This is a genomic window from Paenibacillus sp. FSL H7-689 (assembly GCF_000517905.1).
Taxonomy (GTDB): domain Bacteria; phylum Bacillota; class Bacilli; order Paenibacillales; family Paenibacillaceae; genus Paenibacillus; species Paenibacillus amylolyticus.
Genome location: NZ_ASPU01000066.1, coordinates 1 through 26401, shown reverse-complemented (window position 1 = coordinate 26401; position 26401 = coordinate 1). Strand labels below are relative to the sequence as shown.

The window sequence follows — 26401 nt, the reverse complement described above, 5'->3', positions numbered from 1 at the left end:
CCGCTCATCAAGAGAATCCTTACAGCCTTGGGATTCCTCTCTGGTCATGTGGGCACGGAGTACTTGGTCCCGTCATCAAATCAGTAATATAGTTCAAAAATCGACTTGTATTGACTATAGTCAACGTATTATTTTCTGATTGTAATGAACCGCAGTGCTAAAGTCAAGGGTTAACACGAAAAGATAGCTCTAAAAAATTTTACTCACACGCTGCACCGGATGGGGGAGTGACAGAAATCACGGATAATAGAAGCTGGATTCATCATATGAATTCCAACTTCTATTCGCTTCTTATTCCTCTATTGTTGCAGCATCCACTTCAACAGATCCGGCGCGCTCGCCCATAAACGGGAATGCATAATGACATATTCAATCGCTTCGTCGGAGTCGCCCATGCCGACAAAGTCAGGGAGGTTATGCGGCAGCCGTTTCAAACCCAACAGGTAATCAGGCACATGTTTGTTCACACCCCGGGCCACACGGTACAGCATTTTGAGCTGGGAGGTGATTCCGTTTTTCTTATACTCCAGAATGATCTTGTCATAGGCAAAGGCCGTTGCGGCGTCACCTCTTCCATACTCCTCCAGCAATTGCTCTGCCTGATCCAATTGGTTGCTGTACAAATACACAGCAGCGAGCAGGTAACGTGCTCCGGTATTGTCTTCCGTATTAAGCTCTAGCATATGCTCCAGAATCTGTGCTGCTTCTTTGGTATCTCCACCAAACCAGCAGGATTCGGCATAGCTTTTGCATATCCGGATATAGGGACGAGTCTCATGAAGCCCCCAGAAGTCCCCTTTGTTCTCCTCAAAGAACAGTTCGCCCAGTTCACGTTTGCCAGCAGCGATTCCTTCCTTGAGGTAAGATCGTGCATCATTCTCATTGTCCGATTCCTCAGCTAGAATAAGATACGCATCAGAGCTGTCAGGATACATCTCCAGCGCTGTTTCCGCCAGATGTACTCTCCGTTTGGAAGAGCTCGTTTCCCTCGCCTTAGACAGCAGAGCCTGTGCTTTGTCTTTCGATGTGCCTGGACCGTTCAGCATCAATAGCTCGTCCGTTTCACCGCCCATGCCGTATTCTTCGATATAACTATTCATCTCCTTAACCTTCCGGGAGATCGTGCCTGTCGTTACCTCATATTTATCAGCCAGCTCAGCCTTTGAGACATGGAAGCCGTATTCCTCGGACAGCAAATACTCAATTGCAGCAGAGAACGAGCCTGTCTTCTTCACAGTAGGGCGGGTCTGACGGGAGTAGCCGTTCCATAACACCAGAGCTTCCAAAATTACCTCGGGCTCGTATTGGTTCCTCATGTTCTCAATAGTCTGCAGGGCCAGCTGTTCGTGAGCCGGGTGCTCCCATTTCAAATCGCTTGCCACCATCTTTTCCAGCTTGGTCAAGGTCAGTTTGCTCTCAGGCTGCATGGAGGCTTCCCGAACCGGTTGCTCCGCTGATATTATCCCCAGTATGGATTCTACTGCAGAGGACTCCTTGTTCAGACAACATTTCTTATATTTTTTCCCACTACCGCATGGGCATAAATCATTTCTTCCAACCTTACTCAAAACTAATTCCCCCTTAAATCTGTCTCTAGCCATTCGCATGAGAACTCTGTTGCTTTAGCATAGTAGGTGTCATTTCTCAAACGAGGCATTCTATATAACTTTCAAATTCCATCGATCAAGCAGAAACGGCTGCCCCGTACTTATATAAAAAAGGTGGGGCCGTTTCAGCGAGTATATGTTCATCTGGAATATGACGGATCACTCTGGCGATGAGTTCCTCATACTCTCTGTCATAGGATTGGATTCGTCTGAACCCAATCGCTGGAGCTAGATTTACCGTCCAATGTAGCCCAACTATGAAAACAATTCGCTGTAGAATATATAAACCCATCTCTCTATTCTAGCAAAAATTGAATAAAGGGGTAAGCTCTGCCCAAAACATACACATTCACATCTCAAAAAAAATAGCCTGCACACGGTGTGCAGGCTCAAAGGATATATAAAAAAAGGGGGTCATGTGTGTTATTATAAGCCCACTATGTTAAAGGCTTATGTATCTAATATTACAGTAATATTACAAAAATGATAGCGCTTTATAAACTAGCTTTCTAATATCCTCCTGATTAAAAAGCCCTTGCACATCACTCGACTGTATGGTCGAGCAGTGCAAGGGCCAAGAAGTATCTACACGTTAATTCAAATCTTCCACATAGGCATGGTTGGAACGAAGCTTATGAACAATCTCGTCATAATCTTCATCTCTTACTTTGGCAGACAGAACATAATGCAGATCATCATAATCGGCCGAAGACACATCTGCAGCATTCAGCAGGTCTCCATCCTCATTCACTCTGTCACGAGTATCCCGTTCTGCATCACGGTCCACATTGGCTACTACAGGGATCACATTTTCGCTAGCTGGAACACCAGGGGCTGCACCTACACCCATTGCTCCGTTGGTGCCTACGCCACCTGCTGTATTATAAGGCACCAGTGGCACCATAACACGCGTGTCTCTACCTACCGCACTGTCCAGTTGACCTACTTCCAAATGCTCTGTACGGAACGTCTGAAGTGAAGTTCTTGCTCCCTCTGCCTCGTCCTCGGTTCGAAAATACGCCTGAATATGTTTTGTCATGTCAAACCCTCCTTTTTCGGAATGAAATGCAACGTGAAGTTTCGTAACCCCACGATGTAACGTAGTTAAGATACATCAATATATGTCAGTTGCACTAGCTGAAGTTATATAACTTTTAGCAGTTCACGTACAAACGCTGGCTCATCTTCAGGTGTTCGGGATGTAATATAGTTTCCATCCACAACGGCCTCATGGTCCTTGAACTCTGCTCCTGCGTTTACCATATCATCCTTAAGTGGTGGATAGGATGTAATGGTACGGCCTTTCAACAGACCGGCACTAGCCAAAATTTGCGGACCATGACAGATCGCAGCAATTGGTTTCTTCGCACTGTTGATCTCAGTGACAAACTTCAAAATGTGCGCATCACTTCGCAAATTCTCAGGGGATGATCCACCAGGAATCACGACTGCATCATAATCTGAAGCGGATGCATCACCAATCGCCTTATCTGTGGTATAGGAGGCCTTTCCTCCTTTACCTTTAAGGGTCTCACCGGCTTTTAATCCGATAATCTCCACTTCATGTCCAGCTTTTTTTACTTCGTCATACGGGACCTGCATCTCCGAATCTTCAAAGTCATTCGCCAATAAAAAAGCAACTTTACTCATAACGTATGTTCTCCTTTCCGTGTTCGAACTTTCTTTATAAAATCGGGTCTTGCAGTACATTGGCACTTCGTTGTGCCTCGTTTTGTTATTACCCTCACCAGAGCAATTTATAACAATTCAATGTAATTTCATTTTGTAACCAAGTCGTCAAACGAATACTTAAAAAGTTCTACTCACGACAAAAAGTCCTGATTCGGGAAGGAATCAGGACTTTTTCAGAATCTGTATAATCCAAATATCGGATGTTTATATCCCTGTGTAAACATTCAAGATCGCGGAAGATGACTCTGCTTCCCTTTGTCCGAATCCTGAAGTGCCCAGATCGTTGCAACATACTCAGCAGCCGAACGGGCAAGGTGCAATGATTCATACAGGTTGCCTGGGAGTAACAAAGGTTCTGAACGGGTACGTGTTTCTTTCGCAGATTGGCGCATAATTGGATGGATACTCCTTTGATCATGAAATAGTCATCAACGAATATTCCTCATTATGGCCTGAACCCTATGAAATTATGCACTTGGTTCCTGACGAACCGGACTTTCAAGCATCAAAGTCACGGGTCCCCAGTTGGTAAATGTTACATCCATCATCGCTCCGAAACGCCCGGTTTCAACCTGAATACCTTTATCCCGTAGCAGTTGATTAAACGTTTCATATAACAGTTCTGCCGCTTCAGGTCGGGCCGCAGCCGCAAAGCTCGGACGCTTTCCTTTGCGACAATCTCCGTACAGGGTGAACTGGGAAACAGACAATACAGCACCGCCTACATCAAGCAGACTGAGATTCATCTTCTCCTGATCATCCTCAAATATCCGCAACCCACTAACTTTGTCAGCCAGATACTGGGCATCCTTCTCGGTGTCCTTATGGGTAATGCCTACGAGCAGCATTAATCCGGACTCGATCTTACCTGTCAGCTCGTCTCCCACGGTCACCTGAGCCTCTTTACAGCGTTGTACAAGCACCCTCATCTTACAGGCTCCTTACTGCATAATCCGATGCACCGAATAGACATCTTTCACACGTTTGATCCGTTCTACAACGGATTGCAGATGATCCGTATTACGAATCAGAATTGTGACGTGCACCAATGCTAATTTATTTTTATCTGTCCGTCCTGTAACGGCAGATATGTTGGTTTTACTTTCAGATACAGCCTGAAGTACCTCGTTGAGCAAGCCATTCCGATCATGGCCTGTAATCTCAATATCCACACTGTAACTTGCTTCGATATTCTCTTCCCACTCGACCTCAATAACACGTGCTGCTTCTTCTCCGTCTGCACTTGTCGGAATATTCGGACAGTCACTACGGTGTACGGAAACGCCGCGTCCGCGTGTAACATATCCGATAATGTCATCCCCAGGTACAGGATTACAGCATCGTGCGAATCGAACAAGCAGATTATCGATGCCTTTGACACGAATACCGTTGGTTGGACGATTTCTGCGCTCAGGCGCAGGTTTCAGCTCGCGCATCTCGGAATTTAATTCCAGCAAACTGGACTCTTCCTGCTCTTTACGCAGTTTTTCGGTTGCTTTGGTTACAATCTGTGCAGCAGTAATCCCACCGAATCCAACAGCCGCAAGCATGTCATCAATATCGTTAAACGCATATTTTTTGGCAGCTTCCATCAACTTGTCATCCGTCATCCACGCAGAAGGATCAAGCCCCATACGCTTCAGTTCACGCTCACAGCTTTCCCGACCTTTTTCAACGTTTTCTTCACGGCGTTCCTTCTTGAACCATTGCTTGATCTTCGCTCGTGCATGAGAAGATTTCGCAATTTTCATCCAGTCCTGGCTCGGTCCGTAAGAATGTTTGGACGTCAAAATTTCGATGATATCACCTGTCTTCAGATGATAATCGAGCGGAACAATCCGACCGTTTACTTTGGCACCAATGGTCCGATTACCAACCTCCGTATGGATTCGATAAGCAAAATCCAAAGGAACAGAGCCGATTGGCAATTCGATGACTTCTCCTTTTGGTGTAAATACAAATACCAAATCCGAGAAGAAATCCATTTTGAGTGACTCTACGAATTCTGATGCATCCTGTGCTTCGTTTTGAAGTTCAAGAATTTCACGGAAGAACGTAATCTTGTCTTCAAAATGATTTCCGTTCGCTGCGCCTTCTTTGTAGGCCCAGTGGGCAGCAATACCAAATTCAGCAGTCCGGTGCATATCCCATGTCCGGATCTGTACTTCCGTTGGTTCGCCATTGGGACCAACTACCGTTGTATGCAGCGATTGATACATATTCGCCTTTGGCATCGCAATGTAGTCTTTGAAGCGTCCAGGCATCGGTTTCCATAGCGTGTGTATAATTCCCAAGGTAGCATAACAATCCTTGATATTATCCACAATAATACGAATGGCAAGCAGATCATAAATTTCGTTAAACTGCTTGTTTTTGGTGGTCATTTTCTTGAACACGCTGTAGATATGTTTCGGGCGGCCCGAAAGGTCTGCCTGAATCCCCATCTCATCGAGCTTGTTCGTAATTCCATCCATAACCGTATCAATATATTGCTCCCGTTCCGCACGTTTTTTGTGCATGAGGTTAGCAATTCGGTAATACTGCTGCGGATTCAAATAACGGAGGGCGATGTCCTCCATTTCCCATTTGATTGCAGAGATACCCAAACGGTTTGCAATCGGACAGAAAATTTCCAGCGTCTCATATGAAATCCGGCGCTGGCTTTCTTCCGACTGAAACTTGAGTGTCCGCATATTATGCAGACGGTCAGCCAATTTAATCACGATGACACGGATGTCCTGCGCCATGGCGATGAACATTTTGCGGTAGTTCTCGTTCTGCTGTTCTTCCTTGGAGCGAAACTGAATACGTTCCAGCTTCGTCAAGCCGTCAACAAGCATGGCACACGTATTGCCGAAATGATTGCGGATCTCTTCAAGTGAGACCGTAGTATCCTCTACTACATCATGAAGAAGCGCTGCTATTATGGAGATGGTGTCCATCTGCATGTTCACAACAATGTCGGCAACCGCAAGCGGATGCAGAATATACGGTTCTCCCGATTTTCGCGTCTGTCCATGGTGGGCCTGATCAGCAAATTCGTAAGCTTCTCGTATGCGCACCAGATCGGGTTCTTTGATATATGCCCCGGCCTTCTCGAGTAATTGCTCTATGCCCATTCTGATCTGTTCCGTGTCCTTTCTATACCAAATGGAACCCGTGACAGTGCTGCAACACAGGTTCCCCGTAAAAGTAATTTCCTATAATTATGACGCTTCGCCCGTTTCCCGTCAACTGCTGACGAATAAGAGCGCTTATCCAATTTTTATATTGATGATCTGAATTACTTCTATCTCGTTTCCCTATGACTCACAGGGGATTGGATGTATTTCTTATTTCTTATGTATTATTGCCGTTATTTGCTGAAATAGAAGGAAAATTCATGAAAATATTAATTCTATCGCTCTGTTACGTCAAAAATGTTATTGATTAATTAAGAGAAACTCTGTAATCTATTGAAAGTTTGTGTTTCGGAAAAGGAGATGAAATTCATTGCAACGCGAAATTCAGGTTAATCAAAAGATGCCACTTGGCTCAGGTTCACTGCTTAGCCTTCAGCATTTGTTCGCCATGTTTGGCAGTACCGTACTTGTACCCAACCTGTTCGGTGTTGATCCAAGTATGATCCTGCTGATGAACGGAATTGGAACACTGTTGTACATACTGATGTGTAAAGGAAAGATCCCTGCATATCTCGGGTCCAGCTTTGCCTTTATTGCTCCTGTTACAATGGTATTAAAACAACATCCTGAGAATGGCTACTCCATGGCACTTGGAGCTTTTATCATAACAGGACTTGTTTTCTGTTTCGTGGCCCTCATTATTAAATTTGCGGGTACCGGATGGATTAACGTAGTCTTCCCACCAGCGGTTATGGGCGCCATCGTTGCTCTGATCGGACTGGAGCTTGTACCCGTGGCTGCCGGAATGGCAGGTCTGATTAATCCCGATACCCTTAAATATCCCAACTGGGCACCTCAAGCCAAACCAATCATTTTATCCATGGTCACATTGGGAATCACAGTAATTGGTGCCGTAACGTTCCGTGGATTCCCCAAAATTATTCATATTCTAATCGGAATTGTATCCGGATATGTATTAGGCTATTTTATGGGTCTGGTTGAAAAAAAAGCTATTGCAAACGCTGATTTCATCTCATTGCCAACCGTAACAACGCCTACATTTGACTGGTCCGTTATTTTCACCATTTTACCTGTAGCGCTTGTGGTTATCGTTGAACATATTGGACATTTGCTTGTAACGAGCAGCATTGTAGGCAAAGATCTTTCGAAAGACCCTGGGCTTCATCGTTCCCTGCTTGGTAATGGGGTCTCCACCATTCTGTCCGGGTTTGTAGGATCTACTCCCAATACAACCTATGGTGAGAACATCGGTGTAATGGCCCTGACTCGCGTATACTCCACATATGTCATTGGTGGCGCAGCAGTCATTGCAATCGTACTCTCCTTCTCAGGAACATTCTCGGCGCTTGTAGCCAATATTCCTGTGCCTGTTATGGGTGGCGTATCCCTGCTTCTGTTCGGGGTTATTGCAGCATCTGGTCTGCGTATTCTGGTTGAACAGAAAGTCGATTTTGCCAAACCGACCAATCTGCTGCTTACTACACTTGTATTGGTCATCGGACTGAGTGGTACAGAAGTTACCTTCTACGGCGTTCATCTGAAAGGGATGGCATTGGCAACCATCGTCGGAATTCTGATGAGCTTGTTGTTCAAACTGTTTGAAGTGCTAGGTTGGTTGAATGACGATTCGCGTAAACAGCCTATCACTGAAAAAACGCCCGATTAACTTCCATCGTATACACATCAAAAAGCCTGTTCTCCCTAACCTTACGGTTGGAAGAACAGGCTTTTTGATAATCATTAATGCTGTATATTATTTCCCGGGAAACGGAAAAAACAATTCATGTTTCATCACAGCGGTACATGTGAAGATTTCAGCTTAATAATTCATCAATGTGAATACATCGATTTCTGGCAATTTAGCACGACCATTCAGATCAGACAGCTCAATCAGGAAGGCAGCTCCGACAACTTTCCCACCCAATTGTTCAATCAAGTTGATGGAAGTTGCAATCGTTCCACCCGTTGCGAGCAGATCATCTGCGATCAGGACATTTTGACCTTTTTCAATCGCATCTGTGTGCATCGCGAGTGTATCCTTGCCATACTCGAGATCATAACCAACTTCAATCGTCTCTCCAGGCAGTTTTCCACTTTTGCGAATCGGAGCAAAACCGACACCAAGAGCGTATGCCAGAGGGGCGCCCACAACGAAACCACGTGCTTCAGGTCCAGCAATAACGTCAATTTTGAGATCAGAAACCATCACTTTCAGTTCATTGATCGCATTGCGGTACATTTCTCCATCCTTCAACAATGTTGTAATGTCCTTAAAGCTGATTCCCGGTTGTGGAAAGTCAGGGATGACACGAATATAATCTTTAAAATCCAAAATAATCTCCTCCTAAAATAAATACACAAACTTCCATCTAAGATACGCCCTTCATCCGGGATATCATCCATTGTGTCAGTTGCGGTGTGGCTGCATCCAGCATCACCTGTTCTATCTCGGCCATATTTTCGAGCGCCTGATAGTGACGTGAAGCGGTTAGTTCACGCTTAGGCGGGTTATCCACAAACGCAATTTTGCCGTTATCACGGGTAATGAAGGATAACTCTTCGAATACATCCAACATCATCGTAATCATGCGCGGCGAACAACCACACTGACGACTGAGCACAGGAGTAATCTCTTGTTCCTCCACGGGTTCAGCTTTCCATTTCAACACCTGCATATAAATACGCTTAAAGAGTTCTCTGGAAGGCATCTGAAGGCGATCTCGGCGGTTGCCTGATCCGTGCAGAAGGATGATATTCTCAGCTCCACTGAACAAAGCCAGCATGGCATTAAGTTGTTCCGGGGTTTCCGGCGTATCAAACACAAATAACGTCCGGACTTGTTCCTGTCCATAATGCTGTGCAGCAGCATTACACGGAAATAACCCGACCTTTCTATCATATACCCAAAGGCAAGGTTCATACAATGAATTTCCCTCGGAAACATCTGTTTCTTTCCTAACAATAGCACCAACAGAACCAGATTTATATCGCAGATGCACCTCAAGTGAGCTCAAGAAATGTTTCATCGCATTTAATGGCTCGGCATTACCGCGCAAATCAAACACTTGGACCTGAGGAACATGAATGTCCTGAAGCATCAATTGAGGTTTTCTCATCCCATTCCATTCATTGATGGACAGTTCTCCCATCACATCAATAACGGAACCTGGGAGAAGGAACTCTGCTAACGCTCCCTTGCCAAAAGCAACGGTTTCCAGTTGCTGACCATCCTGTTCCAGAACCAGTTTCAGATGGCGTTTCTCTCGTCCCATTGTTCTGGTTTCCTTCACAGTCACACTTCTCAATACAAACCGTGGCGAAGGATTGCTCATCCCAAAAGGCTGCAATCTGTCGATCTCCTGGATCACTTTCAGCGGAACATCACTGATTCTGCATTCATCATCCGCAAGACGTTGAGGTACAAAGTCCTCTTCAGTTAATACAGATGCAGCAAACTCATTCAAACCAGCCTCAAGTTCTTCCAGCTGTTCCCGATGCAAGGTCATACCTGCTGCTGCAGGGTGTCCCCCGTAATGGTCCATAGTGTGTTTATTGACTGTGAGTGCCTGATAGATATCCAAGCCCTCAATGGAGCGCGCAGAGCCCTTGCAGACACCGCTCTCTGGATCGATCCCAAGGATAAGTGTAGGTCGGTAATAACGTTCCAGTAATTTGGAAGCCACAATACCAACCACTCCGACGTTCCAGCCCTCACCAGCCAATACGATTACATCTGGAACGGATCCTGAACGAAGCTGTATCTTTTGTTCCAACTGTGCCGTTGCTTCTTGTAATATGCCCTCTACGACTTGCTGCCGCTCCCGATTCAATAGATCAAGCTGACCGGCTAGCGTATGAGCTTCATCCAGATTCTCAGTTGTGAGCAGCGACACCGCTCGTCCTGCATGATCCAAACGTCCACTGGCATTAATACGAGGTGCCATGGCAAAGGCAATATTAATCGAAGTCACCTGACTCTGATCCACACCACTGATTTCCAGCAATGCACTTACACCGGGAAGACGTGAACCACGCATCGATTCTATTCCATAACTGACGATAACCCGGTTCTCCCCTTCCAAAGGCATCAGATCGGCAACGGTGCCGATGGCGGCAATCTCCATCCATTCACCGGGCACTTCCCCGATTAATGCCTGAGCGAGCTTCAAGGCTACTCCCGCTCCTGCCAAACCTTTAAAAGGATACGGGCATCCTGGAAGTTTCGGATTAATAAGTGTAAAGGCTTCGGGCAAAATTTCAGGCGGCTCGTGGTGATCTGTCACAATGACTTCGATGCCCAGCGTGGCCGCATAGGCAATCTGTTCAACAGCACTGATTCCGGTGTCCACGGTAATAATCAATGAAACGCCTTGTTGATGGGCCCAATCCAATGCATGGTTGTGCAATCCATACCCTTCATTCGAGCGATGAGGGATATATATATCGTACGAAGCTCCAAGATGACGCATCAAATGGATCATGAGCGATGTGCTGGATACGCCATCAGCGTCATAATCCCCGTAGATCAAAATATGTTCTTCCCGCTCCAATGCCAGCTTGATACGTGGCACAGCTTCATTCATGCCAAGGAGCAGATAGGGATCATGCATCTGATTCAGGTCAGGATGCAAAAAACGTTCGGCCTCCTTCTCATTGTGCACTCCTCGACTCACAAGCAAACGTCCAACAAGGGGTGAAACGGAAAGCGCCTGCGAGAGTCCCGCAGCCGCCTCCAAATCGATATTCGGTGTATTCCACCGGTATTGCGAATAAAGCAATGATAACGCTCCTTTCCTGATCTACTGGACCCGCGCTTCACTACTGAATTAATGTCGCTTCGTGATCGGGCAGTTCATGATTGGATTTATAGGGATAACCTGGATCATAAGGTATCGCTTTAATCTGTACTTCTTTCACATGACTGAAACGGGTGAGCAGTAATGTCTTGGCACGATTTGCAATCTCCTGTGCTTCCAGTATCGAGATCCTCGGATTCACACTAATGACCAGCTCAATCGTAACGTCATGTTCCTGTTCACGTGCAACCAAATGCTCAATGGTAATGATGCCATATACCCGCTGTACGGTCTCTTTAAAATCTGAGGCTTCTTCCTGCTCCAGCTCCTGAACGAGTGAACCATAGACTGTGTCCACAATCATTCGGTAACCCTTGTGAAGCACAAAACAGGAAGCAATCAACGCAGCCGTGGGGTCTAGGTAGAGCAGCATGCTCAATCCCGTCTCTTCACCAGCCATCGATCCTATAATGCCGATTAACACGGTGAGCGAACAATAGAGTGCACGGCGATGTTGCTGTGCATAGGCCAGCGCCTGAGACTGGTTCCGTTTACGGAAATATCTGTACTGAAATTGAAAAATCGCTTCTTTCACAGCCAAAGCTGCAACAGCCACCAAAAGTACCGACTTGCCGGGTGCTTCCGGTTCACTTCCGGAGAGACTACCCAATGCGGAGATGGCAAGCTGTAATCCACCCATGAGAATCAGCACAGATAACAATACTGAGATTCCGGGTCTAGCAACACTTGAATGTTCTTTAAACCGTCCCCTGCGAGCCTTCCTCTTATCGCGTACAGACTTGGAGGGAAAGAGACCAGCCAGGGCAGAACCAGCTTCAGAAGCAGAATACAAGCCGTCAGCGAGCAATGATTTGCTGTTTGCCATATAACCGACTCCCGCTTTGATCACCGCAAGTCCCATATTACCGGCAATACCGCTCCATGTGGCAGCCTGAGCAGATGGGATATGTTCTCTGGTCATGAATATTCCCCCTTAATTCTGTACATAAAGTTGCAAAACCGCGCCTGGCAGACGCGGCTTCACAATAAGATGTTTAGTTAGATTCTTTAGCTACTGTTTTTGGCTTATCCACTTGTTTACCTTTGAGCATCAGCCATAGTGGGGCAGCGATATAGATTGAAGAATATGCGCCGAACAGTGTTCCGATAACCATCGCAAGCGAGAACATGCGAATGGATTCTCCACCAAATATGAACAAACAGATTGAAGCTGCAAACACGGTGAATGTTGTATTAAGGGAACGTGTCATCGTTTGAGCCAAACTGCGATTGACTACCTCGCGTAGGTCGGCTTTGGTTGTCTTTTTGGCAAAACGCAGATTCTCACGAATCCGGTCAAAGATAACGATCGTATCGTTGATCGAGAACCCGACAATGGTCAATACTGCGGTAATAAAGGTCAGATCGACTTCCAAACGGAAGATAGAGAACACACTTATTACAACAAATGCATCATGGAAGAGTGCGATAACCGCAGCCAAACCAAAGCGCCACTCAAACCGGATCGCAACATAGATCATGATCCCGATGCTTGCAATGAGTACTGCGTAGATCGCGTTGCGCTCCAATTCTTTGGCCATCTCCGGATCAACGGTATTTACTTCATACGAAGCTGATGCATCCAGTTTGGCAAATTCTTCTTTGAACTTACTTTCTTGATTTTCATCCAATACGTTCGAGAAACGAACATTTACACGGTCAGCCCCCGATGTAATGGTAACATCACCCTCATCAACACCGATGTCCTTAACGATAGGTTTAATCTGCTCCGCTGTGATTGCTTTGGATACCGAGATATCCACATTCGATCCAGCACGGAAATCAACTGCATAATTCAAACCCAAAGCCAGAATGCTGATGATCCCCGTAATCGTCAGAATAATCGAGAAGATATAGGCAATCTTACTACCTTTAACATAATCAAAATTCCAATTAAAGCGCACGAATTTCACTCTCCTTCACTCCGAAGTACTTAGGCTTCTTCAACACGTTACCCCGTACAAGCAGGGTCAACAGGAAGCGGGAGAAGAAAATATTCGTGATAATACTGGTGACAATATCAAAAATCAGCACGAGTGCAAAACCTTTTACCGCACCTGTTCCCAAGAAGAACATAACAGCCGCAGCAATAATGGTTGTGATGTTGGAGTCAATGATTGTTCGGAAGGAATGCTTACCACCCGCTTTAACCGAAGACAAGATCGACTTACCACTGCGCATCTCTTCTTTAATCCGTTCGTACGTGATGATATTGGCATCCACCGCCATCCCTATACCCAGGATAAACGCCGCAATACCTGGAAGGGTAAGCACGAATTCTCCTAAATAGAAGATTGCAAGTACCAGCCACGTATGTGTGATCAAGGCAAAACTCGCGATTATACCAGGAATGCGATAAAGCCCAATCATGAACACTAGAATAATAACGGAACCAATCAATCCTGCTTTAATGGTCTGATCCAGAGAAAGCTTACCAAGTGTTGCACCAACACTTTGTGAATACTTCTCTGTAAGTTTCAGTGGCAATGCACCCAAGTTAATGGTGTCACGAAGCTGGTTTGCTTCGTCACGTGTGTAAGCACCCGAAATCTGAGCGGAACCATCTGTCAACTGTTGTCTAACGGTTGGAGCAGATAGAAGCTCATCGTCCAAATAAATCGCGAGAGGTTGTCCGATCAAACGTTTGGTAATCTCGGAAAATTTGGCTTTATCTTTCACTTGAATGTCAATCATCGGCTCATTCAATTGAGTGAACACAACTTTGGCTGCATTCTCAACAAATTCATTTCCGCGAAGCTCAATTTTGGTGTATTCGCCTTCCTTGTCGTTCTCAGCTTTACTACGGAAGGTCAAAACAGCCGGCTCTTTCATTTTGGCTCTAACTTCAGCCTCATCCGTAACCCCTGCCAACTTCAATCGAATCCGGTTGCTTCCTTCAGTGGTTACCTCCGGTTCGCTTGTTCCGAGCGCATTGGCGCGGCTTTCAAGACTTTTGGCCGTTTGCACCAAAGATGCTTTGGTGACTTGTTGACCTGCTTCGAGCGGCTCTGCTTCATATAAGATCTCGTAGCCTCCCTTTAAATCAAGGCCCAAGCGTATATTTTTGAGCAGTTCCGGGCTTGTTCCCACCATTACCCCTGTGGTGACAAGCACGACCAGAATGAAACTGATAATTCTTTTCATGCCGTTCCTAGATCCCCTTTCGTTCTCAATATTCCTATTATAGCGATGCCGTAAAAAGCAGTCAATTTTCAACAAAAAAGATCCCTTTCGTCTAGAAAGAGGACCCCCGGTATGCAGACACGGTCATAAAGTTCATAAAGCTTGTTGCTTTCAGTGACAAAATGTCGTTCACCAGCTGGTGAAGCGGTGGAATGCCCTGTTTTTCATATTTATGACTGACGCAATTCCAGACATCTTTGCTGGTGACATATTCGTAACCGACAAGCCTTAATTCCTCCGCTTTGCTACGGCAGAGCATCTCTATTGACTGTTCCAACTCCACATCATTCATTTCTTCCAACGGGGAGCCTCCCTTCGTACATCCAAGCCTTTATCCTTTATGCGGCATCAATATTACATGATTCGACTTCGCCTGATCATATTCCTTCTTGCTGAATATGGTTCTTTTTGTTAATCGTGTCCAAGTTGTCATGAGAAGATAAAGGACTGGCATAGGATGAAGAACAACGGCTTTGTCCCGTTTATGTTGATAGCCTGTACTTTCAACCGGGAAAGAGGGGTAGTCTTGAAGAAACAGACATTTATTCAGGGGGCCATGATCCTGCTCGCGGCAGGCATAATTAATCGAATACTTGGTTTCATCCCGCGCATTGCGCTGCCACGAGTCATTGGTGCAGAAGGTGTTGGCATCTACCAATTGAGCTATCCCTTTTTTATCGTACTGGTGACATTAATTACGGGTGGTATTCCGCTCGCCGTAGCCAAGCTCGTAGCCGAAGCTGATACCGGTGCCAATCGTTATTCCCCCCAGCGAATCCTGCAAGTAAGCTTAAGCTTTACATTGACCCTGGGTGTTGTATTCATGTTTTTGTGCATCCTGTTTGCACCCTGGGTTACCAAGTACGTGCTCACAGATGAGCGGGTATACCATACGTTCGTTAGTATGAGCCCCATGATTGCCATTATCGCCGTATCTGCTGTCTACAGAGGGTATTTCCAAGGTAAGCAAAACATGATGCCTACTGCCATTTCATCCATTGTTGAAACCATCATTCGTATCGTCTGTGTCATTTGGTTTGCCTGGCTTCTCCTCCCCCACGGTATTGCCCAAGCTGCTGCTGGTGCCATGCTGGGAGCGCTCGTTGGAGAATTCGGCGGTATGCTTGTACTCTTGTGGAAGTATAACAGGCAGAAGAAAGAGTTACCGCTCGCTAACCAACAGAACATGTCCAATCTCACAGCCAAACCTTCAGCCATACCTTTAAACCCAATACCTTCAATTCTGAAAGAAACAGGTACTCCACAGCCGGGATTAATCCGGCGTTTGCTTGCAATCTCTATTCCTGTTACAGCAGGCCGATTGGTTGGCTCCTTATCCTACTTGGCCGAAACCATCGTTACTGCCCAGAGTCTGGCTCTGGCAGGCATATCCAAAGGACTCGCTACAGCACAATATGGTGCATTACAAGGTATGATTATTCCTCTGTTGCTGCTGCCGGGGGCACTAACCTCATCGCTCGCGACATCACTTGTGCCTTCACTGTCCGAAGCTTCTGCTCAGGGAGATCGCGCACTGATTCACAAAAGAATGCATCAGGCATTACGCTTGGCACTTGTGACAGGTGCTCCGTTTTCCGTGTTTATGTATGTGCTTGCCGAACCGATGTGTCTTGTTCTGTATAATGATGCATCGATCGGAAGCATGCTGAAGCTAATGGCTCCTTTTGCTTTGTTCATTTATATTCAAGCTCCTCTTCAAGCTGCATTACAAGCTCTTGACCGTCCGGGTAAAGCATTGCTAAATACGTTTATCGGTGCTGTTATTAAAATCACGTTGATTTTAACGCTTGCTTCCCGGCCTGAATATGGCATCTTCGGTGCAGTTATCGCCATCTGTGTGAATTCTACGGTAGTTACCCTGTTACATGCCCAAAGCGTACGTAGCCTGCTACAGTTCCGCTTCAAAATGATGGATTGGGTCAAGACGGGTGCAGGAATGTTTATCATGGGAGCAGCGACCCTACTCGTATACGAAGAGACTGCCATGATATTGCCTTTTTGGGTGAGGATGCTTCTCGCTCCTTTTATCGGGCTTATCGTGTATTTCATCGTCATGGGCTGGACCAAAATGATTGACTTTCATGATCTGTCCCGTGCTCCTTTGATTGGTTCATGGTTCAAGCGCCGTTCAGGCAAATGATTTTCATTTTTTATCATCTTTTGGACTGACATATATCTTCCCATTGTGGTCAATGGAGCATATAAATACATCTTTGAAATCCAGAATTCCGTTCTGTTGGATTTGATTTTTCAGCCAAAATCTCGTTTTCTGGATGATCTCCAGATTCTGATCCTGGACCTTTCCGTCCATAATTAAGGGGAGTGGCAAACCTTCATATTTGATATTTGGAAATCCGTCAATCTGATTTTTCTCTGTTTTGGATTTACCGGAAGAAGCCCCTTCTGAATCAGAGCCGGAAGAACTGCTGCCGTTAGAAGTATTCTCATCCTTGGGAAACACGGTCAGCTTGCCTGTGGTCTCCAAAATAGCGAAATCAACCTCACCGATACTGTCTACATTCTGTTCACGGAGTTGTTGTAATAGATCATCCAGATTATATCGTTGCTTCCGCATCTCATCCCGGTGAAGAACGCCTTTGGAGATCAAAACAGTAGGTTTGCCATCAATTATCAGGCGAAGACGCCGACTTTTAAGACCTATAAACGCCATTCCGATCTGTACAATGATCAAGGTAAGCATGGGGGCAATCCCGTGAGAGAGCGGTTTATCAATATCTTCAATGACAAAAGCAGCCATTTCAGCAAGCATAATGGAGACAACAAGATCAAACATGGATAGCTTACCAATCTCACGTTTACCCATAACCCTCATTGCACAGTACACCAGAAAGTACATGAGAATGGTTCGAAAGATATGTGATCCGACATCTGGGAAGTTCACAACAGGGGTCCTCCTTCGAAACTGAGTTTTTAACAGTTAGCTGGGTAGTGCAATCCCTATTTTGACCTGAACCTTACATGCTCATGCAGAAATAATCTGTTCATTTAATGGAAAACAGTTCATAAGTCCGAAGGCTTGACCATACACTGTATTAACTTATAACTTGTACAAGGGGGTTGCTTCATGCAATTGATCCGCCGCTTGGTTTCGTTTCGAGTGTCCAATCCGATTCTGTCAGGCCTCTGTCAGGCTTTTGTATGGATGTTTATCGGGGCATTTATTCTCTCCTTGTTTCTCTGGATGAGCGGAATGCGGGAACAGGACCTCTCGTTGTATACCTATGTTGTTCATGGCTTGTCATTATTGGTTGGTGGTTTTGTCGCAGGCAAACGTTCTGGTGAAAAAGGATGGTACTACGGAGGGATTACCGGAATCGTATATGGACTGCTTGTGCTGTTGATCGGATTTCTCGCGCTGGATGCTTCGTTTAATTGGAAGGATAGTTTACAACTGCTTAGCGCGTTCTTCATTTCAGCTCTCGGTGGTATGTTCGGTGTTAATACGCATCGCTCCTAGCTGACTCGTAAAGAACATCTACCTTCCCTCATAAATCAAAAAAGAGAACCGGGTCTCCAGGGAGATCCGGTTCTCTACTAGGGAATACGCCACAAACGCACCCTCGTTATTCTATGTTACAGTAACTATTCAACAGCCGTATCACGAGCTACAGCCGTGCTGATTGCATTACGGTCAAATGTAAGCTTAGTTACATCGTTTACACGCAATACAACCACATCGTCCGTAATCTCAGCTATCGTACCGTGAAGGCCACCAATCGTTACAATTTTATCGCCCTTTTTCAATTGGCTTAGCATGGAATTCCGTTGCTTTTGCTTTTTGTTCTGTGGACGAATCATTAAGAAGTAGAAAATCGCAACCATCAGTACTAAAGGTACAATCAAAGATACGATCCCACCGCCTTGCGCTCCTGCTAGAGGCATTCCTTGAAACATTCAAACTCCCCCTTATCGACTATACATACAGATATTGCTTGTTACGCCGGTTTCCTCAAAAACTCAATCAGAAACCTTTGTCATTGTCATGAAGACCATATTGATCGAAAAATTCATCCCGGAAATCAAGCAAACGATCTTCCATAATGGCTTTACGTACATTACGCATCAAATTCTGCAAGAAATGAAGATTATGGATCGTTGTCAAACGCAGGCCAAATGTTTCATCTGCTTTGATCAAATGACGCAGATAAGCTCTGGAATAGTTACGACAAGTGTAGCAATCACATTCAGGATCTAATGGTCCAAAATCGGTTGCAAACTTGGCATTACGAACTACCAGACGTCCTTGACTGGTCATCGTTGTTCCGTTACGGGCAATCCGAGTAGGCAGAACACAATCGAACATGTCCACTCCACGAATAGATCCCTCAATCAACGCATCGGGCGAACCTACCCCCATCAAATAACGTGGTTTATTGGACGGCAACAAAGGTAACGTATAATCCAATACACCATACATCAAATGTTTCGGTTCTCCAACACTCAGTCCACCAATAGCATACCCCGGGAAATCCATGGAAGTCAAATCTGCGGCGCTCTGACGGCGAAGATCTTCATGCATGCCTCCCTGTACGATGGCAAACAGACCTTGGTCATGCGGACGAGCGTGACTTTCGAGACAACGTTCTGCCCAGCGGCTTGTTCTTTCGAGTGATTTTTTTACATATTCATATTCAGCCGGATACGGTGGGCATTCGTCAAACGCCATCATAATATCGGAGCCAAGTGCATTCTGGATTTCCATCGCCACTTCAGGAGAAAGGAACTTCTTGTCTCCATTCAGATGAGAACGGAAGTTAACGCCTTCTTCCGTAATCTTGCGCATCTCGCTGAGAGAAAACACTTGGAATCCGCCGCTGTCCGTCAGAATTGGACGATCCCAGTTCATGAATTTGTGCAACCCGCCAGCTTCACGGATGATTTCATGTCCTGGTCTCAGAAACAGGTGATAGGTATTACTCAAAATAATCTGAGCATCCATTTCTTTCAACTCTTCAGGGCTCATTGTTTTGACAGTCGCCTGTGTACCTACAGGCATAAAGGTTGGTGTCTCAATAATACCGTGAGGTGTATGTACACGTCCCAGACGTGCACCGGATTGTTTGCAAGTTTTGATATGTTCATACGTAATTGCTGCCATTGGTTTTAATCATCCTCTAAAAGTTAATCGTTATACTAATATATCAACATGGCATCGCCGAAGCTGAAGAACCGGTATTTCTCTTGGATGGCTTCCTCATATGCCTGCATAATATGTTCCCTGCCTGCTAGTGCACTAACCAACATAACCAACGTGGATTTCGGGAGATGAAAATTCGTAAGCATCCCATCGATCACTTTGAAGGAATAGCCCGGATAGATGAAAATGCTGGTCCATCCGCTGCTCGCTTGCAGTATTCCATTTTCAAATTTGCTGCCTACCGTTTCCAAAGTCCGACAGCTCGTTGTCCCAACCGCAAAAACACGGTGTCCATTCGTTTTAGTCTGGTTAATCAGATCTGCCGTTTCTTGTGACAAGGAGTAATACTCCTCATGCATAACATGATCTTCAACAACGTCAACCGACATTGGTCTGAATGTTCCCAGTCCTACATGAAGCGTGATGAAGGCCACATTAACACCTTTGGCACGAATCTGATCCAACAATTCATCCGTAAAGTGCAGTCCCGCTGTAGGTGCAGCCGCCGACCCTTCATGCTTGGCGTACACGGTCTGATACCGTTCGCGGTCATCCAATGTCTCCTTGATATAAGGTGGCAACGGCATCTCACCCAGACGGTCCAAAATCTCTTGGAAGATTCCATCATACGTAAAAGTAAGTGTACGTGCCCCCATCTCGCCCTCTTCTTCAATGATTGCCTTCAATTCCTCACCAAATACGATGACCGAACCGGCTTTCAGCTTTTTACCCGGCTTAACCAGTGCTTCCCACTTGTCGCCTTCCACATTTTTGAGCAATAACACTTCCGCTTTTGCTCCGGTATCTTCTTTTGTACCGAACAGACGGGCTGGTAGAACACGTGTATCATTCAGAATTAATGTATCACCGGGATTCAGAAAATCGATAATATCGGGAAACGTTTGATGATTAATCTCACCACTATCTTTGTTCAAGGTAAGCAAACGGGATGCCGTGCGATCAAGCAACGGCGTCTGTGCTATCAATTGCTCTGGTAATTCAAAATCATATAAGTTCACATTCATTTAGTTTCATTCCTTAACAATAGTCGCATTTTGATAATAGTGTTTCAATATTGCCTGGTAATCATACCCTTCATCTGCCATGCCTTTGGCTCCCCATTGGGACAAGCCCAATCCGTGGCCATTGCCCTGACCGATGAACATGAAGGTCTGACCCTGCGTCACCGCTCTCGCTTGACCATCACCACTCATAACCACAAGTGCATTACCGGATGATGTTCCTGCGCCAGAAGAAGACAATACAGAGGCACCATTTGAGCCGGTTTTACTGGCTGTTTTGCCGTCAGCGCCTAATACAGTATAACTTCCGGTCCCTGCAATATCAAATAAAGTGCTCGGTAATCCACCGAGCGCAGAGCGGTATGTATCGGCATATTTCACCGTCATAGCCTGTCCGTTGGCAGTGACTTCAAGTGCTCTTCCGGAAGGTCCACGCTTGGTCACTTCCAAGGTTGAGATTGAAGCAGGAACAGACGCTGTTGTTTTACCCTGAAGGGATTTAACCAACTGGGCAGACGTGAAAGGTCCTCTCACCCAAGCATAATCGTTGGATTGAGCTACTTTTGCCAGTACAACAGCTTCGTTGCCTGGATTCATTTTGGCTACAGGTTCAACGGTGGATTGAATTAACGGAACGGCACGCACATTGGTATTCTGAGCCGTTACCGTCACTTTTGCCAGTCCCGCATTGGTCTTGGTCGTTAATTCTTTGATGTTATCCTCACGAATGTACCCGCTAACGCCTGTACCCAGCAGCACATGGTACCACGTATGTAATCCTGCCTGGGCTGATGTATCTCCTGAACTAACCACATTGGTGAACACACCTGCTCCGCCGTTCCATACCTCAGAAGGATGAGCCGTCTGGCCACCAGCATTGGAGGAGAATACAGCTTCGATGATTTTCCCACCGCTCTTGACCACTTCTCCAGCAGTTGCATCCACTGCACTGGTTACTTTATCGTTCTCCGAACCAATCCCGTTGTAGGCTTGGCTGAGCGTTGTATCCACAACATTCGCAATTTTGAAACGTTCACCCTGTTGAAGCGCGTAGGATCGAGCAGCTACGGCTTGAACTTTCAGAGCTTCAGCAGGCCAGGAGGAATACACCTCTGCCCCTACGACAGAGTACAGGTATTGCTCCAGTGGAACAACGTTGACCAACGCCAGATCACCACTGACGATGCTAATTTCCATATCTCCACGATACGTTCGCTGAGAACGTTCCACTACCTTGATACCATTGCCATTCCCTTGTACCAATGCTTTGGATTCAGTACCTGCAATGGTGTAATGCGGAGCTGTTTTGAGTGCATCCGTACTTAATCCTGCATCCTGACGGATGATGAGCCCTGCATTAGTGTTGACAGGTGAAAGGCTTACCCCCGGAGCTTTGGCTTCCACACTGTTCTTCAATGCGGTTAATTCCGCATCCGTTGAAGCTTCACCCACCCATACCGCGTATGCTTGGCTTCCTCCACTCAGTTGAAGGACTGGATAGACACTACTAACTCCTGTTGATAAAAGGTTGGCTTGGGCTGCCTCTGCTTCCTGAATCGAACCATAGGTTCCAGCAGACAGGCGTTTACTTCCCGTTACAGCTGGCTTTTGACCAGCCAATTGAGCTGCTGCTACCTTTTGTACCCGTGTAACAGCTTGTCCAGCCAGTGCCTCCGTTGCATAGTTGCCTGTGTAGAGCTGATAAATGGTATTTCCATTCACAGACGTTGTGAACAGCAACGGTTTATCTGCAGTTGCCTGCAACAATTTTGCTGCTGCCGATGCTGCCTTGAAATCCGCTGTTTCCAACACCTTTACTCGGAATCCATCTGCACTGAAACGGACTTGTCCTGCCGGAAGGCTTACATTTGCGCCACTCTCCGATTGGATGCTCCATTGTCCTGTCGATTCAAGCGTAATGAGTGGTGTAGTTGATTTATACGTACTGCCCAGATTCGCAAACATGGCTACCCGGATCGTCTGTCCATCATTTCCTGCTGCATATGCAGGCACTTGCAGACAACCCACTGTCAAAAGAGCTGCCGCCAGTACCTTCAATCGACGACTCCACTTCTTCGTTCGTATTGCTTTTCCCACAATCAGACTCCTCCCCATGCATTTCTTTCACTTTATATCGGGTTAACCCGTGATTATTCCAATGTTTATGATGAATATCCAAATGAGCATGTTCAACAGGTTCGACTATTTACCGTCTCTTGGTGGAACAGGCAGACCCAAATGATGATAGGCGAGATCTGTTACGATCCTGCCCCTTGGTGTACGCTGAATCATACCAATCTGAAGCAGATACGGTTCATAGACATCCTCGATCGTCTGACTTTCTTCACCAATCGTAGCAGCAATGGTATCGAGCCCTACCGGGCCTCCCCGGAAGCTGTTGATCATCGATTTAAGCATCTTATGGTCAATGTCGTCCAAGCCACGTGGATCGATCTGGAGACGTTGCAGCGCTTCTTCCGCCAGTGTCTGCGTTATAATCCCATCACCACGTACCTGTGCAAAGTCGCGTACTCGTTTTAACAAACGGTTCGCAATCCTCGGTGTCCCACGTGAGCGCAATGCAATCTCTTGCGCAGCATCTCCCACAATCTCCACACCCAAAATTTCGGTAGAGCGTGAAACGATATAAGCCAGCTCATCAACCGTGTAGAATTCCAATCGACTGATAACACCAAATCGGTCTCGAAGTGGAGCAGACAGCAAGCCAGCACGCGTTGTAGCCCCAATCAGAGTGAATGGTGGCAGATCCAGCCGAACGGAACGTGCACTTGGACCTTTACCAATCATAATATCCAATGCCGAATCTTCCATAGCGGGGTACATAACTTCTTCAACCGTACGATGCAAACGATGAATCTCATCAATAAACAAGACATCGCCTTCCTGCAGATTGGTTAACAATGCTGCAAGATCACCCGGGCGTTCAATGGCCGGGCCTGACGTAGTTCGTAAATTAACGCCCAATTCGTTGGCAATAATGTTGGCAAGTGTTGTTTTACCAAGCCCAGGTGGGCCATATAACAAAACGTGATCCAATGCCTCATTACGAAATTTGGCAGCTTCAATATATATCTTTAAATTTTCCTTCACCTGATTCTGCCCGATATACTCATTCAGATACCGGGGACGAAGACTCAACTCAACATTTTGGTCCTCCATCATCAGGTTCGCGGAAATAATCCGGTCATCCATGTTCATCCCTACCTTTTTTTGCAGGCTACAGCTATATTATAATATGCAATTTGTATTATCCCGTAAACAGCATTTGCAGCGCCTTTTTCATCAACACATCAACGGAATCTGCTGTAGTAACATCCTTTTTCAATTTGAGCCATACTTTATCAAGCTCACTGTCAGTATACCCAAGTGCCTTGAGACCTTCACGTGCCTCATCCCAGGCTGAACCACTTCCCGACTCTTCCGATGGAGGAGCGAACAACCCTGTTGCATACGCTGCCGCGCCAAAACTATCCAGCTTATCCTTGAGATCCAGAATCATGCGTTGTGCAGTCTTCTTACCGATGCCTGGCAATTTGGTCAAGAACGTAAGATTCTCCTGGTAAATCGCCGTAACCACATGTTCTGGTGTACCTCCAGCGAGTATGCCCAGAGCTACTTTTGGACCAATACCGGATACTTCAATCAGTTTACGGAACAAACGCTGCTCATCCCGTGTAACAAATCCAAACAGCAACATCGCATCCTCACGCACATGATGGTGAGTGTACACGGTAATTTCGCCTTCTTGCTTCGCAAACGCAAATGGATTCGGACAGAAAACGCGATACCCCACGCCATGAACATCCAGCACAATATAATCATTCTCTACATGAATGAACTGTCCTCTTAGAAAATCAATCATTTTCGCAATACCTCATTCAACTTGGAATTTAATGTATAAGAGTGTGCATGGCACACGGCTACAGCCAATGCATCCGCTACGTCATCCGGCTTAGGAACGACCTGAAGACGCAAGAACATTTTGACCATCTCCTGTACTTGCTTCTTCTCCGCTTTACCGTACCCCACAACAGCCTGCTTGATCTGCATTGGCGTATACTCTGCAATAGGCAAACCCTTCTGTGCGGCAGCGAGTACCATAACGCCTCTCGCCTGACTGACAGACATCGCTGTTGTAACGTTCCGATTGAAAAAAAGTTTCTCCAGCGCTACTGCGTCCGGTTTGTATTTATCAATCAATTGCACCATACCTTCATATACGTGAAGCAACCGTTCCTCTTCAGGGGTATGAGCTTCCGTCTGAATACATCCATATTGTACGGGTACCACCTTACTGCCGATTTTATCCACAAAACCAAAACCAACAATCGCAATCCCCGGGTCAATTCCCAAAAAACGCAAAACCATCTCTCCCTCACAAAAGCGAACATATGTATCGTTCATTTCATTATAACAAAAGATAGACCCTGCGGCAGGAAAAACTTTGTCTAACTGATTACTCGTCTTTATTCGTGAATTTTTTACATGTTTATATTTATTTTCATGTATTTCAGTTCAAACGACAAAAAGGACATCTCTTCGATGTCCTTCACCACATTCCACGTTTTTAGATTCTATCGCTTGGTTACGTAAACCACCAATGTTATTGCTATTGCCACCATCGTTTCAGTACTTCACAATTTTAATACTGTAGGTGAGGACGTTTGGATTACCCGTCATTACGGATTAAATGATGGTCTTCATCCACGGCATAGTCACTGAACGTAGAGATTACGCTATCATATTCATCCTTGTCCTGAATCCGAATACCCTGCTGCAATTGCTCCAGTACCCCTTCTGGCAAAGAACTCTCCAATGTCCCAACATCCAATTGAAAGAACGTACGAATAACCTTCTCTTCTCCAGGCTTACCTTCGTACAAATTAAGGTTCCCTACAGCATCTATGCTGATATAAGCCTGTTGTTTACAAAGCGGTGAAAGGTCATCTACACGTTGCTTCAAATGCAACTCATCTGATGTTCCAACGGTAGCATCCCATTCCGGATGTTGAGCCAGCAGCATCTTCAACTGTGGTCTAGCCATCTTGCCTAACTGCTCTGTTTCCACTCCGCAGATGTACTTTGTCTCCAAAACCACACTTGTTAAATGATCCGGATCAGAATCAAGTTGCTCTACTAACGCCTGAATCTCCTGTTCTGATCTTGTTTCCTGCGTAACAGGGCCCATCACACTGGTTGCCTCACTAAAATTAGTTGTCAGCAAACGCTCTATCGCCGATGAGATAGACAACCCGCTGTAAGCCAATATCGTAACTGCAAGCAGAGCCGCCGTCATCCATACTGTTCGTTTCCACCGTCTCCAGCGTCTCTTGAATTGTTTTCTGAAGTTAAACGTGTTCACATGAACCCCTTCTATCACTTTTTAAACCTATTGTGACCTAAAGATTGAGGCTTTATGCACAATTAACTTGTTGTCTGAAGAAGGAACACACATGTGTTAGGTTAGAGAATTTGTCATAGTGAATACCGGAACCTGCATTTATAGAATCTTATATAGATAAATATAAAAAAACACTATCTATAATTAGATAGTGTTTTTAGAGATCGGGATGACACGATTTGAACATGCGACCCCCTGGTCCCAAACCAGGTGCTCTACCAAGCTGAGCTACATCCCGTTATCTATACCGGCGAGAGGACTCGAACCTCCACGGTTTCCCACTCGATTTTGAGTCGA

General features: G+C 45.8%; 24 protein-coding genes and 1 tRNA gene. 3 read left to right on the top strand and 22 right to left on the bottom strand.

The features are described 5' to 3' along the window. Positions 1 to 299: 299 nt before the first annotated feature. The 6 genes from C170_RS28345 to C170_RS28325 form a co-directional block, all read right to left on the bottom strand. The gene (locus C170_RS28345; RefSeq protein ID WP_036616906.1) at positions 300 to 1568 is read right to left on the bottom strand and encodes an SEC-C metal-binding domain-containing protein; all 1269 of its coding nucleotides are present in this window, start codon (positions 1566 to 1568) and stop codon (positions 300 to 302) included. Between the two features lie 631 nt (positions 1569 to 2199). Continuing rightward, positions 2200 to 2646 (bottom strand): hypothetical protein, encoded by a 447-nt coding sequence (locus tag C170_RS28340; protein ID WP_036616903.1) that lies wholly within the window; start codon positions 2644 to 2646, stop codon positions 2200 to 2202. A gap of 104 nt (positions 2647 to 2750) precedes the next feature. Next, positions 2751 to 3257, bottom strand: a complete 507-nt coding sequence (locus tag C170_RS28335) for a type 1 glutamine amidotransferase domain-containing protein (protein ID WP_036616900.1) — start codon at positions 3255 to 3257, stop codon at positions 2751 to 2753. A gap of 266 nt (positions 3258 to 3523) precedes the next feature. Further along, positions 3524 to 3691, bottom strand: coding sequence for a hypothetical protein (locus C170_RS30970; protein ID WP_017686784.1), 168 nt, complete (start codon positions 3689 to 3691; stop codon positions 3524 to 3526). A 75-nt stretch (positions 3692 to 3766) separates the two neighbouring features. Beyond that, positions 3767 to 4228, bottom strand: a complete 462-nt coding sequence (dtd, locus tag C170_RS28330; RefSeq protein ID WP_036616897.1) for a D-aminoacyl-tRNA deacylase — start codon at positions 4226 to 4228, stop codon at positions 3767 to 3769. A gap of 12 nt (positions 4229 to 4240) precedes the next feature. Next, the gene (locus tag C170_RS28325) at positions 4241 to 6418 is read right to left on the bottom strand and encodes a RelA/SpoT family protein (RefSeq protein ID WP_036616894.1); all 2178 of its coding nucleotides are present in this window, start codon (positions 6416 to 6418) and stop codon (positions 4241 to 4243) included. 373 nt (positions 6419 to 6791) lie between these two features. Here C170_RS28325 and uraA point away from each other — a divergent pair, with 373 nt between their 5' ends. Next, positions 6792 to 8108 (top strand): uracil permease, encoded by a 1317-nt coding sequence (uraA, locus tag C170_RS28320; protein WP_036616892.1) that lies wholly within the window; start codon positions 6792 to 6794, stop codon positions 8106 to 8108. Positions 8109 to 8261: 153 nt separating this feature from the next. On the opposite strand, the gene C170_RS28315 is transcribed toward uraA, so the two are convergent. The 6 genes from C170_RS28315 to C170_RS28295 all read right to left on the bottom strand — a co-directional run bounded on the left by C170_RS28315 (position 8262) and on the right by C170_RS28295 (position 14773). After that, entirely contained in the window at positions 8262 to 8774 is a 513-nt protein-coding gene (locus C170_RS28315) for an adenine phosphoribosyltransferase (protein ID WP_017686780.1), read from the bottom strand. Between the two features lie 37 nt (positions 8775 to 8811). Further along, entirely contained in the window at positions 8812 to 11220 is a 2409-nt protein-coding gene (gene recJ, locus C170_RS28310; RefSeq protein WP_036616889.1) for a single-stranded-DNA-specific exonuclease RecJ, read from the bottom strand. A gap of 40 nt (positions 11221 to 11260) precedes the next feature. Continuing rightward, positions 11261 to 12220 (bottom strand): cation diffusion facilitator family transporter, encoded by a 960-nt coding sequence (locus C170_RS28305; protein WP_036616887.1) that lies wholly within the window; start codon positions 12218 to 12220, stop codon positions 11261 to 11263. Positions 12221 to 12293: 73 nt separating this feature from the next. After that, positions 12294 to 13202 carry a protein translocase subunit SecF gene (secF, locus tag C170_RS30280; protein WP_051447454.1) on the bottom strand — a complete coding sequence of 303 codons (909 nt, stop codon included), beginning with the start codon at positions 13200 to 13202 and terminating at the stop codon, positions 12294 to 12296. Continuing rightward, positions 13192 to 14442, bottom strand: coding sequence for a protein translocase subunit SecD (gene secD / locus C170_RS30275; RefSeq protein WP_051447453.1), 1251 nt, complete (start codon positions 14440 to 14442; stop codon positions 13192 to 13194). The genes secF and secD overlap by 11 nt, the downstream gene beginning before the upstream one ends. Before the next feature lie 91 nt (positions 14443 to 14533). Further along, positions 14534 to 14773: a post-transcriptional regulator gene (locus tag C170_RS28295; RefSeq protein WP_036617497.1), complete on the bottom strand. Its 240-nt coding sequence runs from the start codon at positions 14771 to 14773 to the stop codon at positions 14534 to 14536. Between the two features lie 234 nt (positions 14774 to 15007). Here C170_RS28295 and spoVB point away from each other — a divergent pair, with 234 nt between their 5' ends. After that, on the top strand, positions 15008 to 16642 hold the full coding sequence (spoVB, locus tag C170_RS28290; protein ID WP_036616884.1) for a stage V sporulation protein B: 1635 nt from the start codon (positions 15008 to 15010) through the stop codon (positions 16640 to 16642). A 3-nt stretch (positions 16643 to 16645) separates the two neighbouring features. Here the strand turns inward: spoVB and C170_RS28285 are convergent, their stop codons facing one another. Beyond that, positions 16646 to 17359, bottom strand: a complete 714-nt coding sequence (locus C170_RS28285; RefSeq protein WP_051447481.1) for a DUF421 domain-containing protein — start codon at positions 17357 to 17359, stop codon at positions 16646 to 16648. A gap of 228 nt (positions 17360 to 17587) precedes the next feature. Between C170_RS28285 and C170_RS28280 the strand changes: the two genes are divergently transcribed. Continuing rightward, entirely contained in the window at positions 17588 to 17980 is a 393-nt protein-coding gene (locus C170_RS28280; protein WP_036616878.1) for a TIGR04086 family membrane protein, read from the top strand. A gap of 125 nt (positions 17981 to 18105) precedes the next feature. On the opposite strand, the gene yajC is transcribed toward C170_RS28280, so the two are convergent. From yajC to C170_RS28235, 9 genes are all read right to left on the bottom strand, one after another. Continuing rightward, positions 18106 to 18417, bottom strand: a complete 312-nt coding sequence (gene yajC / locus C170_RS28275; protein WP_036616875.1) for a preprotein translocase subunit YajC — start codon at positions 18415 to 18417, stop codon at positions 18106 to 18108. Positions 18418 to 18484: 67 nt separating this feature from the next. Then, entirely contained in the window at positions 18485 to 19621 is a 1137-nt protein-coding gene (tgt, locus tag C170_RS28270; RefSeq protein ID WP_036616872.1) for a tRNA guanosine(34) transglycosylase Tgt, read from the bottom strand. Between the two features lie 35 nt (positions 19622 to 19656). Next, positions 19657 to 20685 (bottom strand): tRNA preQ1(34) S-adenosylmethionine ribosyltransferase-isomerase QueA, encoded by a 1029-nt coding sequence (queA, locus tag C170_RS28265; RefSeq protein ID WP_036616870.1) that lies wholly within the window; start codon positions 20683 to 20685, stop codon positions 19657 to 19659. A 6-nt stretch (positions 20686 to 20691) separates the two neighbouring features. Continuing rightward, complete coding sequence (locus C170_RS28260) at positions 20692 to 22797, bottom strand: SpoIID/LytB domain-containing protein (RefSeq protein ID WP_051447452.1); 2106 nt, start codon at positions 22795 to 22797, stop codon at positions 20692 to 20694. 87 nt (positions 22798 to 22884) lie between these two features. After that, positions 22885 to 23895, bottom strand: coding sequence for a Holliday junction branch migration DNA helicase RuvB (gene ruvB, locus C170_RS28255; protein WP_036616868.1), 1011 nt, complete (start codon positions 23893 to 23895; stop codon positions 22885 to 22887). 55 nt (positions 23896 to 23950) lie between these two features. Continuing rightward, entirely contained in the window at positions 23951 to 24565 is a 615-nt protein-coding gene (gene ruvA / locus C170_RS28250; protein WP_036616866.1) for a Holliday junction branch migration protein RuvA, read from the bottom strand. Continuing rightward, positions 24562 to 25065 carry a crossover junction endodeoxyribonuclease RuvC gene (gene ruvC, locus C170_RS28245; RefSeq protein WP_017686765.1) on the bottom strand — a complete coding sequence of 168 codons (504 nt, stop codon included), beginning with the start codon at positions 25063 to 25065 and terminating at the stop codon, positions 24562 to 24564. Before ruvC ends, ruvA begins: the two co-directional genes overlap by 4 nt. Before the next feature lie 307 nt (positions 25066 to 25372). After that, entirely contained in the window at positions 25373 to 26065 is a 693-nt protein-coding gene (locus C170_RS28240; protein ID WP_036616863.1) for a BofC C-terminal domain-containing protein, read from the bottom strand. A gap of 203 nt (positions 26066 to 26268) precedes the next feature. Then, a tRNA-Pro gene (locus C170_RS28235) sits at positions 26269 to 26342 on the bottom strand. Positions 26343 to 26401 lie beyond the last annotated feature (59 nt).